The 12,787-nt window shown below is 41.5% G+C and carries 15 protein-coding genes; 13 read left to right on the plus strand and 2 right to left on the minus strand.

All coding sequences use genetic code 11. The annotated features are described in order from the left end of the window. The 7 genes from AC6RNO_RS25645 to AC6RNO_RS25675 form a co-directional block, all read left to right on the plus strand. Positions 1–368, plus strand: a 368-nt coding sequence (locus AC6RNO_RS25645; RefSeq protein ID WP_497107214.1) for a hypothetical protein, incomplete at its 5' end; no start/stop codon positions are given. 26 nt (positions 369–394) lie between these two features. Then, the gene (locus AC6RNO_RS25650) at positions 395–868 is read left to right on the plus strand and encodes a hypothetical protein (protein ID WP_497107215.1); all 474 of its coding nucleotides are present in this window, start codon (positions 395–397) and stop codon (positions 866–868) included. A 16-nt stretch (positions 869–884) separates the two neighbouring features. Further along, on the plus strand, positions 885–1,103 hold the full coding sequence (locus AC6RNO_RS25655; protein WP_497107216.1) for a hypothetical protein: 219 nt from the start codon (positions 885–887) through the stop codon (positions 1,101–1,103). A 763-nt stretch (positions 1,104–1,866) separates the two neighbouring features. Next, on the plus strand, positions 1,867–2,202 hold the full coding sequence (locus tag AC6RNO_RS25660; protein ID WP_497107217.1) for a DUF3139 domain-containing protein: 336 nt from the start codon (positions 1,867–1,869) through the stop codon (positions 2,200–2,202). A gap of 1,444 nt (positions 2,203–3,646) precedes the next feature. Then, positions 3,647–4,417, plus strand: a complete 771-nt coding sequence (locus AC6RNO_RS25665; protein ID WP_497107218.1) for a hypothetical protein — start codon at positions 3,647–3,649, stop codon at positions 4,415–4,417. A gap of 125 nt (positions 4,418–4,542) precedes the next feature. Continuing rightward, on the plus strand, positions 4,543–5,490 hold the full coding sequence (locus AC6RNO_RS25670; protein WP_497107219.1) for a S8 family serine peptidase: 948 nt from the start codon (positions 4,543–4,545) through the stop codon (positions 5,488–5,490). A gap of 5 nt (positions 5,491–5,495) precedes the next feature. Continuing rightward, on the plus strand, positions 5,496–5,660 hold the full coding sequence (locus AC6RNO_RS25675) for a hypothetical protein (RefSeq protein WP_497107220.1): 165 nt from the start codon (positions 5,496–5,498) through the stop codon (positions 5,658–5,660). 789 nt (positions 5,661–6,449) lie between these two features. On the opposite strand, the gene AC6RNO_RS25680 is transcribed toward AC6RNO_RS25675, so the two are convergent. Continuing rightward, entirely contained in the window at positions 6,450–6,647 is a 198-nt protein-coding gene (locus AC6RNO_RS25680) for a hypothetical protein (RefSeq protein WP_497107221.1), read from the minus strand. 80 nt (positions 6,648–6,727) lie between these two features. Here AC6RNO_RS25680 and AC6RNO_RS25685 point away from each other — a divergent pair, with 80 nt between their 5' ends. From AC6RNO_RS25685 to AC6RNO_RS25705, 5 genes are all read left to right on the plus strand, one after another. Further along, the gene (locus tag AC6RNO_RS25685; RefSeq protein WP_497107222.1) at positions 6,728–9,052 is read left to right on the plus strand and encodes an ATP-binding protein; all 2,325 of its coding nucleotides are present in this window, start codon (positions 6,728–6,730) and stop codon (positions 9,050–9,052) included. Beyond that, positions 9,049–9,690, plus strand: a complete 642-nt coding sequence (locus AC6RNO_RS25690; protein ID WP_474683001.1) for a response regulator transcription factor — start codon at positions 9,049–9,051, stop codon at positions 9,688–9,690. The genes AC6RNO_RS25685 and AC6RNO_RS25690 overlap by 4 nt, the downstream gene beginning before the upstream one ends. Before the next feature lie 21 nt (positions 9,691–9,711). Then, positions 9,712–10,644 carry a polyprenyl synthetase family protein gene (locus AC6RNO_RS25695; protein WP_474683002.1) on the plus strand — a complete coding sequence of 311 codons (933 nt, stop codon included), beginning with the start codon at positions 9,712–9,714 and terminating at the stop codon, positions 10,642–10,644. 19 nt (positions 10,645–10,663) lie between these two features. After that, positions 10,664–11,137 carry an Atu1372/SO_1960 family protein gene (locus AC6RNO_RS25700; RefSeq protein WP_497107223.1) on the plus strand — a complete coding sequence of 158 codons (474 nt, stop codon included), beginning with the start codon at positions 10,664–10,666 and terminating at the stop codon, positions 11,135–11,137. 66 nt (positions 11,138–11,203) lie between these two features. Further along, positions 11,204–11,536: a histidine kinase gene (locus tag AC6RNO_RS25705; protein ID WP_497107224.1), complete on the plus strand. Its 333-nt coding sequence runs from the start codon at positions 11,204–11,206 to the stop codon at positions 11,534–11,536. 557 nt (positions 11,537–12,093) lie between these two features. Here the strand turns inward: AC6RNO_RS25705 and AC6RNO_RS25710 are convergent. Then, positions 12,094–12,216, minus strand: coding sequence for a hypothetical protein (locus AC6RNO_RS25710; RefSeq protein ID WP_497107225.1), 123 nt, complete (start codon positions 12,214–12,216; stop codon positions 12,094–12,096). Between the two features lie 136 nt (positions 12,217–12,352). Between AC6RNO_RS25710 and AC6RNO_RS25715 the strand changes: the two genes are divergently transcribed. Then, a complete protein-coding gene (locus tag AC6RNO_RS25715; RefSeq protein ID WP_497107226.1) occupies positions 12,353–12,784 on the plus strand; it encodes an Rrf2 family transcriptional regulator in 432 nt (143 codons plus the stop codon). The last annotated feature ends 3 nt before the right edge of the window (positions 12,785–12,787 follow it).

Genomic DNA, 12,787 nt, shown 5'->3' on the forward strand with positions numbered 1-12,787 from the left:
TTATAGGGACACTATCTGGTGTGGTATCATTAGCTCTAAAGGGCAATGCGTTTAGCTCGGCAGTGCGAAGTACACAATACGCCTTGAAGACGATCCGCAGCGAAAAACCGCTGTATACATTGCAAGAAGATGCAAAGAATGGGATCGCGAACGTGAAGCAGCTGCCGGGACAAGTAACGAAAGCAATCGTGAGTACGATAAAGGAATTTGAAGAAGCGAGTCCGAACCGGAAAGCGGAAATGCTGGGCTATGGCATCGAGAAAACGGCAGAAGTCTTTGTACCGTTAGGGGCCGTTGTACGAAGTGCAAAGGGTGCGGAGGAACTAGTGTCCTCACATCGAATGCAAGCAAGGCAACTGCCGCAGTAGAGGCGGAGAGCCCGCTTGTTCCGCTGGTGAAGCAAGCTGAGGGGACGCGTTATGCTAAACCAACCGATCTGTTTAAGGAAGACACTTTTGCACCAAATGGGCAAAGAATTGCACCTAAGAATTTGTATAGAGAAATGAATAGGTCAAATGTAGGAAAAGAAACACTAGACTTAATAAAACAGAATAATATAAAAATCAATTTGGATTATGGTGAAGTCCCTTTGGATGAATTTGGAAATCAAATCCTGGGACTAGCAAATGTTAATACAAACACTGTGAGAATATATGTAAAAGGGACAGAGTCTGTTACTAGGACTACCCAAACAATTATCCATGAAGTTACGCATAACTCATTAAAAAACCCTATTTATACTCAACGTGAAGAGATTATTGCTTTTATGAGAGAAGCTAAGCATATAAAAGAAAATCTTTCGTTTAGTGAGATTCGCGCTATCCTCAATGAAGTGAAACATCTTTATCCTAATTTACCGTATCGTTGAACTTAAGGAGGAAAATATGAATAACAAAGATGCAGATATTGATAGAAAGGTTTTGAATGGAGAGAAAGTTCCTTGTCCTAATTGTGGGCAAATCCTAATTTATCAAAGAGCAGAAAACGGTATGCATCCTAGTATTGTATGTCCGACCGGAGATTATCATGTTCGTTTAAATGTTTCTAAAAGTGATATATTAGATAGGTTAGGTTTAACAAAGCGAAACAAAGGTAACAAGTAGGAAGAATGTTTAAATTTTACAACCGATAAAGCCACAATGTGAGTTATGTAATACCCGTATAATGATTTCTCCATTTTGTTTGTACGCACACCAACGCTTGAAATTTATATCTTGAATAACGCTAAGTTCATGAGGAGAATTTTATATGGATATTAAAGTTAACTCAGCTAATCATAACAGAGAAGAGGAAGCGGACTATATCGATAAAGTCGCTGAAGATTACGTGAGATATGGTAGTACATCGCTTCCATGTCCACGTTGTGGAGGTAAACTTCTTTTTGAGGACTATGGGTCAGCGCATATTATTAGATGTGAAACGGAGAATTGCATAAAGGTTACTTTCCGAGGGTTGTAATGATTCATAATATACTGTTTATTTAAGCACGGGGGGCTGTTGCCAACACAGCCCCCCGTGCTTTTCAGGATTTCTTTGACGCTACGCAAATAGTATGTGTATAAATTTACGGGAGAAGATAGGATGCTGGAAAGTGACATTAAATTACCCCATCTTGCGACCATACAAGCCAATCTCCATTTGCGTAAAAATGTCTCCTTTGAGTAATGTCATAGGCTTATCGCCTGATAAAAGGGATAAGCTTACTTGTCCTATCTCTTATCAGCGAGAAACAGTAGTATTACCAGAGTATTGCTTTTCTAAAGTGAGCTTGATTTGCTTTCCAAACGCCATTCATTTCAAAGGTTTCACTTTATTCTTGGCAGTCCTGTTCCAACATTCTGATTCGTTGAGGAAGGGGAGACATTTATGGTTAGAAAATTAAAAACGAAAATGTCGATAGCTTCAATGGTGTTTATTGCAATTGCTTTTATTGTAATCCTAGGTTATGTTGTGTTGTTTGGTTTGCCGTGGAAAAAGGACGAAGCCGTAAAAGAATTTATAATACAGCAAAGCAAAAATGATGTGTCACAAAATAATTTTCTGTCAATCGATGATTTTTATGATTCTAAGAGCAGTAGTTATGGTGTTATAGTAGTTTATAAGGATGAGCCCGAGGTCAAGTACACTTACGAAATAGGTGCTCATGGTTCGTTTTATCAGACTGGTGCAACAGCTATAGGAAGGCATTTGGAAAGAAAATGATGGCATTCTAAGAAGAGCACGATATCAAGAGTCAGCCAGATCGGCTTTATAAACTAAAGAATCGACCTTATAGGTCGATTCTTTAGTTTTCAGACTTTGAATTTTTTTAACAGTTAGAACACGATTCAATGTCATTAATCACTATTTGTAGGCATTTTTTTCAGCTTGTGATCTATTTTTACACGTTATCTTAACTTCGTTAATGAGATGTCAGTTCCCATGCTATGCTATACATTGTTTATATGTAAACAATGTATAGCTCTTCACGAAAAATATTATCCTGACTAATGACGCTATTACCGGCTGCCGCGGCAGCCGGTCGTTGTTGAGCTATTGTCTCCTGTTAGCGGAATAAACAATTTTACATTCGCGAAAAGTCCAAATCAATATATGGTGTGTTATTCAGTAATTTGAAATAATAGAAGCGTCGAGCTTGTTCATTCCATTCACTCCAATCAGGAGCATTAAAATCTCTGCTTCTATATAGCGCGGATAAAACTCTAGCTTGTCTTAAATCGATAAATAAAGGTATTTTCTTTAACCATACTTGACTTATAGTATTTTCTTTACAATAGCCGTTTAAGAAGTTGGAAAAAAAGCGCTTTGTAATCTCCTTTCTTACCTCTCCGTCCACAACCCACGGGATAGGGATTTCATAAAATAATGGTGTAGCAATATCAGACACAAACCATATAATGTATCGCTTTATCAAATTACGAAAGGGGAAAGGAACATCAGTGAAATTGAGATGATACTGTGATTCATGCGCAACAATTCTAGCCCCTGGTATGTTTCGCATGTCCCAAATGTCTTTTTCGAACTCATCACGAGTATCGTAGAAACTCTTAAAGAAAAGATGTAATTGGTTTAGTAAATTTGGGGGGGGGGGGCGAGTAGCAATGGAGCAGAAAGTTACAACAAAATCCCGTATATATCCATTTGATTTTAACGGGTGAAATTGGGGGATGGGGGCAACAGAACAAAAACGGAAATAATTAATCTTTGAGTGGGCTTCTGCTAACCAAGTATCACAAAGTCACGATAAGATAATTATTACCATTATTTTATAAAAAATGCATGATAATCCCAAAAAAAGGAGATTTTCTTAGGGCAAAAAGGAACACGGACTAGATCGAGGCTTCCCTTTAATTTTTTATGTATCATGTCGTTTCGGCAGTTAGATAGAGCTCGAATTGAATGTAAATGATCGGACGGACACAACCTAATGTCTAGCGTTACATTCGATAATGCGAAATATGGAAAATAAATGGTTCTTATAACCCATATATTATCGGTTTAGGTTTATATATACTATTATTGGGTTTAATAACAAATAATGGGTGGAGGATTGATTTATTTTACAAAACTACGGTATTTGTTCTGCTAAATACTTTACCAAGAACTAGTCTGATTAACTATTTTATTAATTGTTAGGAGTGGAAAAATGGAGAAATTATTTAGGAAGGTATTGTTAAGTAAACACTATATTGCCTTATGTTTATCTCTTCTCATTTTGGGTTTAACACTTTTCAACTCAAATACCAACGCAAAGGCAGATGTTGTAGGAGACAATCAACTCAGCAGAGTAACGACTGAACAAGCTAAAGAGCTGAACATATATGAATGGGTTCAGACTTCACAAAATCGTGTATCCGCAAAGGAGGTTCTCGAGAAGTATTCAAAATCATTAAACTTCAATATCGAAAAGACACATATAATGAAGGTTGCTAACAATCAGCAAACGCTATATTTCGTGTACATTCCTATTAAAGATGGTGCTGAGAAGGATAGTCATTACATAATGGTTTTTAACGACAAAGGAACCGTTGTTGAAGATTATCTTTTACTTGGTCTGAAGGACAAAGACAATGTGCATTCAATTGTATATAAAAACAACCAAATTGTACTTGATGCAATTGCTGATAATAAAGGAAATCTGATCTCTGGTTATACCGTTAATACAAATGGTATGAAACAAGAAATCGATGCTTCTACGGTACAACCACAGGGATTTTGGAGTTGTGTAAATAACTGTTTAGCTTCCCAAGGTATTGCTTCGTGGGCTATTGCAGCTTTAGGTGTTTTGTGTGCAGTAGCTTGCATAGGTACAGCAGGTGTTGCTTGTTATGGTTGTTTACTAGCCGCTGATATTGGTGCTGGTGCGACTGTAGGATATTGCACAGGTACCTGTCAAAGGGATCCATCTAGTTACTAGTTTTATCTAAGCTGTGGGGATTGTTACGAAAAGACTAAGTATCCATTGTTCTGTAAAAGATGGATAACCTTGTCCATCGTTCTCAATCCCCCAGCTTAAAAAATCATCTTTTAAGGAAAAAACATATGAATACAAAACTATTTAGAATAACAGTTTTAGGATTGTCCGTTGCAATCGTACTCTTTTCTATATCGTTCTATTCGTATAAAAAGTACTATGCTGTAAACCCTACGGGAGCTATAAATAAATCGCCCGAGAGTGTTATAAATGCAAATAGTATTTTTCCAATTAATGGCTATTCTCGCCTGCCTTTAATCGCTATTATAGACAGTGGTATTTACCTTGATAATCCGTATATTAATAAAACCAATGTTAATCAAATTGTACTTGACGATATATCAGAAGGTTCGAATAAAATACACGGAACAATGGTTGCAGGCTTAATTGCAGCGAATGGTGATGGTTCTAACACTCCGAGAGGCATGTTACCTAACGCCAAAATTTTATCGATTCAAACGGGTACGGATATTGGAATGTCTCCACATCAGTTATCCTCTGCGATTAATATTGCAGTCCAAAAAGGAGCAAAAGTAATAAATGTGAGTTCTAGTACATATGAACCTTCTAAAGAATTGGAGGAAAGTGTTGAGAAGGCGATATCTAAAGGAGTTGTTATAGTCGCAGCAGCAGGGAATAATGATAAATCAGTAAATGGATTTCCAGCGGCTTATCAGGGCGTCATTGCTGTTTCAACTATTAACAAAGACGGAGAATTGTCTTACAAGACTAACTTCGATCAATTCCATCATATAGCCGCACCTGGCGATAAATTATTAACTACTGCAAATAACAAAGAGAATCCAATGACTTTATTCAGCGGATCTTCCGCGGCGACTCCGATCGTTACATCAGTTTGTGCTACAATTTTGTCTGTAGAAGAAACATGGACTTCTAAAGAAATAAATTTCTTGTTAGACAAATCAGCAAAGATAAAAACTGTAGGGGACAGAAAAATAAATATTTTGGATGTTAACCGTATGTTTGAGCTTGCACATGAAATCTATCCGAGGTGATGATTGTGAATAAAATTGTTGTTTTTCTTTGTCTTCTTGCCATCGCTTCAATATTGTTTAGTATTGCCGGAAAAAGCATTACTACCTTCGCGCCAACAATAGGATGGTTATTAGCTATTTTGTTGTTTTTGGTTGCTACAGTGATTGCCCTTGTCAAAAGGAAGAAGTAACTAAACGATTCTCATTTTCACATTAATCTAGTGCAATGATTGGAATGTTATGACCTTCAAGTATGAAGGTTCTTTGCGTTTAAATATTAATAAGAACAATGTGAGGCCCCCTTTGAGAATTCAAAGGGGGCCTGTCTTTAAAAATGGAAATGAAATCCAGTCTATGATCTATTTTTACACGTTATCTTAACTCAGGTTTAGAGACCCCTTGATAATCAAGGGGTTGTACATTGATGATATGTAAACAACGTATTCGCCTTGACAATGAGCCTCGCGGCATCGGATTCTAAACTCGTGTTCGCTGCCCATAGGGCACGGTTTACCTAGCAAAGGTTATCCGATGCCTGCTCATTGTAAAGGCACCACTACGTTGAATACGCTGTTTACAGAGTTAAGATATCTCGTAAACGAAGTAACATTTTCGGTAAAATTCGTTACTTTGTTTACTATGGATAGCATGGATTAAGCCAGTTAAGATAATTACACATATCTCGGCTGTACCCGTAAGCGTCAAACAGCCAACCTTGCGGCGATAATTTTGACACCAAACGCAGTGAACTTCGTGGCGTCAATCTCTTTCGTCGGAGCTATCTGGTCTGGCAGACCTATGCGAGAAGCTGCGGGTATCGGCTTTGTCACATGGTAATTTTTGAAGCGTTTTCAAAACAATCTGCAGCTAACTATCCATTTCTCGCTTTATGTAAAAGTTCCGTTAAAAAAGAAGGTTGTACGATTAGTAGCGGAACTAATATACAATCCTTCTTTAATTTGGTAAAATAATACTATTCGTTATGGTGTCCAGTTAGAGAGAGGTTCTTTTGACCCCTTTTTCAGTGCCGTGTTTGAAAGATAAAACACGTTGTTAACAGCGTCGATTTCAATGTTGGAAAGAGATTGGAAGGAGATGGGTAGTCCCCCCTCGTATTTATTTTTTTTTACATTTTTTATAATATAATGCAAATTAGGAGATAAAATAATAATGGACATATGTAGATTCACCTCCTTTTTTGTCGAAATCGCTACTCTATAAACTATAACAAATAAATTAACATTAGAGGGAGATTGTAATGAAAATAAAATTGTTACGATGCGGCATCTTTCTTCTAGCTACATCTTTAATTTGGTGTCTATCCGTCGCTCTTCGTTATCCCTATATCGGGATTAACCTGAAACAGGATGAGCAGCAAGAATGGGTGATTAAGGAACTGGATCCTCAAGGAGCTAACACACAATTTGATTTTTGGATAGGCGATCGAATCTTGCAAGTCGATGGGCAAGCGCCTGGCGAACACCCGATGATCCGCTGGGCAAGTGTGATTGAGCAGGCCCAACATATTACGATCTCAAGAAACGGTAACGAAAGAGAGATTTTCTTTGATAAAAACAGTGCTATAACAATGTTAAGTATTGCTCCTATATTTGGGGCAATAATGAGTTTAATTATAGCTGGATTGCTTTTTAGGAAAATGCGACATTCCCCTTCCGCACGGATGCTCATCCTAGTTTTTCTAACGTGCGGGGTGATATGGTTAAGTTTAGGGGCATCCATTAGAGGAGACATGCTTGCTACTATATTGATAACTAGCTTTATGATGGCTTTGCAGGTTGTTTTTTTACATTTCTTAATCGTCTTTTTTGAAGAAAAAGGAAATTTGCTTTTGCCTCGGAGGATACTGAAGTATTTGTACGCTATTGTGATTACTGAGTTTGGATATAACATGGTTTGCTTATTCCCCGTCATCCGAAATGCTATTCGTCTCAAGGGAAATCCTCATGTGCTAATATTTTTTATGCTAATGCTTCTGGTGAATATTTCTCTAATATGTTACGTCTACTTAAAGCATCGAAAAGAAAAGTCAACCTTATCCACGATTGTTAAAAGCGTTTTGATTAGCATGATTGCTTCTTTTATGCCCTTTATTAGTTTATCGGTCCTGCCTAATCTAACTGTTGGTTATGAAATTATAGCGGGCAGTTATACCAGCATATTCATTTTGTTCTTCCCTATATCTTTCGCTTACCTCATTGCCTCGGATCAACTTTACGATATTGGTCTAGTGCTCAAACGGCTGCTATTTGCCATAACAGTTGCTATCATTCCCTGCGGATTTTTTACAGGACTGTTTGCCCTTGTTTTTTCTCAAGAGGCGGATGTCAAGCAGCTCCTTTTCATCTTCTTCGCTTCGGTTGCTCTTGTCGCAAGCGTGCTTTATTCGGTGGAGTATTTAACGACCAGGCTGGAGTCTTTTATATTTCCCAGAAAATATATGCTGCGAACCGCTTTAAAGAAAATGTCTCGCAGCTTGGAGATGATTTCAAGCTTTCGCGAGCTGAAAGATTTGATCCTTGTTGATATCGTTGAAACGCTGGAAGTCAAGGGCGGGGCCATCGTCTTTCAATATCAGGATACGATCGAAACGATACATGAAGGAGACATTCATCCGGCGGAGATCGAACAGCTTATTCGTTCGTCCTCTCTTGCGAACCATCCCTTGTACAAAACTATCGAGATCAATCGCCATGAAGAATATACGAGTTATTTGATCCTGACCCGGAAGAAGACGAATACGCTTCTCAGCGAGGAAGAGATCCAATGGCTGCATATGATTACCACTTATCTGGCGGTCAGCCTGGAAAATATTCATTTGATGCGGAAGTTGACCAGCCGTTTGAAGCATTTGGCTGCACAACTGCCGAGCGAACAGGATGCTCAGGATATTCAATGGTTCCGCAAGCTGGTGTTCGAATTGCAGGAGGATGAGCGGAGCCGCATCGCTACCGACCTTCACGATACGACGATGCAGGATTTGTTTTTTCTCAAGCGGAGATTTGTATCATTGTTCAACAAATACTCGATGAATCCGGAGGATCGGGAGCAGCTGAACGATATAATTAATTTTATTGAATTGATCAACTCGAATTTGCGGCAAAATTGTTTTGAGCTGAATCCGTATATGCTCAGCGAGCTCGGACTTATCCAAACGGTTCAAAAATGGCTGGATAAAGAAGCTTCCTACAGCCCTTTCAAGATTGAGTTTATTACTGAAAACGCGGAGACAATCGAATCGAAAGAGCTGACCACGAAGAGACACATTTTCAGAATTGTCCAGGAACTTCTTAATAACGCCAAAAAACACTCGCAATCCACTCAAGTCACATTTAATATGAGTATGAGGGAACCATCCTACTTTTATTTGATTTACGAAGATGACGGCGTCGGTTTTGAGCATGAAGCCAGCGGTCCGGGGAACATTGGCGAGTCCGGAATCGGGATGAAGCAAATGAAGGGGCGCGTTCATTACCTGAACGGGCAATGGGAAATGAGTTCTTCCAAAGACAGCGGCGTGAGAATACAAATCATAATTCCAATGAAAGAGGTCTTATCCGCATGAGTGAGGGTGTCGAAACTGTAAAAGCGCTTGTGGTCGATGATCATCCTCTATTCGCGCAGGCTACGAAAAATTTGCTGGAAGAAATCGAAGGTATTGAAGTTATTGGCATAGCGGGCAGCGCAAAGCATTGCATGGAACTGCTTGCGGAGCTTCAACCCACTTTCATATTTCTCGATTACCGGCTTCCCGATCAAACCGGCACAGAAGTTGCCCAGCAAATCCAGAAGCTGTATCCGAACATTCATATTGTTATTTTTACCGGAATCGATACGAGCGATTTGTTGAATAATTTCATCGGTTTGAAAGTGAGCGGCATTTTGTCGAAGGAGTCCGGTGCGAGAACGATCAAAAATATGGTGAACTGCATTCTGGACAACCATACGATGCTGCCTATCTCTTTATTCCGGAACATGAGGCTGAGCGCGGAGAGAACCGGCGAAAGCGATCCGCTTACGAAAGAAGAAATTTTGATGATGAATATGCTTGTTAAGGGCCTGACCCACGAGCAAATTGCCGAGCAGATTCATATGAGCAGAAGAACGATCGATAATTATTTGAAAAAGGTTTACGGCAAACTGGGTGCGAAGTCCAAGATTGAAGCCGTCGAGAAGTTCGTTCAGAGAAAAGAATTCACGTAGTCATCAAGGGGGGCGCAAGAGTTGAACCGCGAAGTGATGCTGCATATGTTGAGTATTGTAGATGAGTACGTCACGACTGAAGATTTGAATGAGCTGCTGAAAGCGTTTATTCGGGATAAAGAGCAGGAACAGAGCCGATGGTCGGACATTACGCGCGTTACGCATTTTATGTTGGGAGGGAATTCGCCGAATATCGACCGGATTGCCGCGGCAACCGAGATGATGATGCTTTCTTTGGATATTATCGATGATCTGCAGGATCAGGATAACGATAAAAAGCCGTGGATGAAATGTCCGCAGGCGTATACGTTAAATGCGATTTTGGCGCTTTTTGCCGGGTTTATAGGGGAACTGGGATCGCTCATCGGCAAAGAGCAGCAGGAAAGGGTCTGCACGGAGGCAAGCAAGCTTTTGTTCAGAGCGATCAACGGCCAGCAAAAAGATTTGAATCAATCCGTCCGAACCGTGGACGACTACCTGATGATGGTGCAGGAGAAATCGGGTTCTCTCTTTAGGCTTGCCTGCTGCATGGGATACTCCTCCGTACCCTGCCCGCCGGATACCGCCGCGCAACTAAACGATTTGGCGGATTGCATCGGTCTTCTTCATCAAATTCAAAATGACGTGAAAGATTTTACCCGCTATGATTTGAAAAACGACCTGTTTGCCAAAAAACGCACGCTGCCCATCCTGTATTTGCTCTCCATAGAAGACGATACTTTTGACGGGTTGAAGCATTATTACGAAGATAAAATGACGATGGACGAGCTTTTGCAGCATAAGCAGCAGCTTTTAACCTACATAGACAATTCCGGGTGCAAGGAGTATGCGGAAGTCGTGCAAACGGTTTGCGTACAAAAGGCCAACGAAATTTTCGGAAACATTTCGGCGTTGTCGCCCTGGAAAGAAAAGTTTAAGGAAATCACCTACGGCGATTTTGAATATGAGGCGTAAAAGGGAGGATGATTGCATCATGTCAATGGCGGGAGAAGTGATTGAAAACAGGTTAAAAGAGTTGGGAATCGTGCTTCCCGAGGCGAGTGCGCCTGCGGCGAAATACGCTAACTTCGTTATCGTGAACGGACTGCTGTTTGTTTCGGGAAAAGGGCCGGCCGGAAGCCCCAAAGGGAAGCTCGGCCAGGATTACACGACGGAAGAAGGGTATCAGTTTGCGCGGCAGGCCGGACTTGAGGTGCTCGCTGTTTTGAAGGCCGGACTTGGCACGCTGGATAAAGTAAAAAGAGCGGTGAAAGTGCAGGGCTTTGTGAACGCCGTCCCGCAGTTCGAAGAACATCACAAAGTGCTTAACGGATTTTCCGATCTCTTGTTCGAGGTTTTTCAGGAGAAGGGTGCTCATGCCCGTTCCGTTTTGGGCGCAAACTCGTTAAGGGACAACCTTCCGATTGTCGTCGATTCGATTTTTGAAGTCGAAGATGCCTCGCGGTAAAAGGACCTTGTCTCAAATGCCCGTTCGATGAGATAATGAACATACAATTGTGAGGGAGCGGATCTAATGAGTGAACAATTGCTGCAGCAAATTCTCGATAAGTTAGACCAAACGAATCAACGAATCGAACAAATCGACCGGCGGATTGATCAAACCAATCAAAGAATCGATCACCTTGAATCTAGCGTCACCTCGATCAAAGAAACGATGGCAACGAAACAGGATGTAGAGCTGTTGCCTGCCATTCAGCAAGCAGTATCGGAGGTAAATAGAGAAGTCACTGTAACTAGTGAGAGCGCTCAACGTATTGAAGTAACTTTGAACGGATATGATGTTACATTGGATTTGCTTGCAAGACGTTCCATCGATCAGGAAGCCGCGTTGAGACGGATTAAATAACGATTGCGGGGCGGCCCCGCACAAGTAGGCGAACTTGCGGGGAATGCCGCTTTTCTGGACGCGCGCCTCTACCGGCTGTAGGTCGTGGAACTGCACAGCTGGGCAGGAGACAGCTCAGTAGGGAGAAAACCTGCGAAAGTACAGGTTTTTTCTGCGGAATTGGCTTGTTTTGGCGAAAAACCTGCAAAAGTGCAGGAATTTTCGCTGAAAGTGAATCTAAGTCCATGTATTCGATGAAAAGCCTGCACAATTGCAGGAATTTTCCGTGGACAGGGATCAAGGGCGCAAATTCATGTATTTTTGCAGGTTTTTTCCGTGGAAATGGGCCGGTCGACCGACCGCCGTCATGCAGCGCAACACCGCGCGCTGGGAGCTGCGCAGATTGTGGCTATCGACTCTGACAAGTAAGTTTTTCGATAGCCTGGCTTTTGGGCTTTTGCAGGTCTTTCTGCACGCGGCGCGGTCAGAAAGAGCAAGAACCCTGTCAGACAAGTCCCATCGGCAAGGCAGCTGTCTCCTTCTCTCGGTGAGCAGAGAGCCGAAACAAGCCGGCTTTTTCAAATATAGCCGGTCCACTCGATGTGGACATGTTCCTCGTCGTCCTCATCTTCTGCAGCGGCATTCACGGCTTCAGTGACTTCTTCCGCCTCCGCTGCTTGTACGGGTTCATCGTGTGCCAAAGGAATCCCTCCTGTCTGTATGGAAACTATATATGTTTTACCCAATTTGCAAAAGCTTATACGGTTGGTTGACTTTCAATTGTTATGTAACTATAATTGTTACATGCAAGCCGTGAAATGAATGGGGTGAACAGTGATGGCGATTAACAGCAAGTTGGCGGTAGCCGTACACATACTCGCGCTTCTTGAGATTGACAAAGGCGCGCGCATAACATCGGAGTATATCGCCGGCAGTGTGAACACGAACCCTGTCGTCATCAGGCGCATCATCGGCATGTTGAGCAAGGCGAAGCTTGTGCATACGACTCCGGGAGTCGCCGGAGCGAAGCTGATGCGTCCGATCGGAGAGATCACGCTGCTTGACATTTATCATGCCGTGCAAGCGGAAGATCAGGACGCCTTGTTTACGATTCACGAGCAGCCGAATCCGGATTGCCTCGTCGGGCGCAACATTCAAGGTGCGCTTGAACTCAGCTTTAATCAGGCCCAGCAGGCGCTGGAAAACGAGCTGGCGAGCGTAACGCTGGAGCAGGTCGTCTCTAATGTGCTGCAGCAAGGACCAACATAAAAT

The sequence above is a fragment of the Paenibacillus sp. sgz302190 genome, from assembly GCF_059820445.1.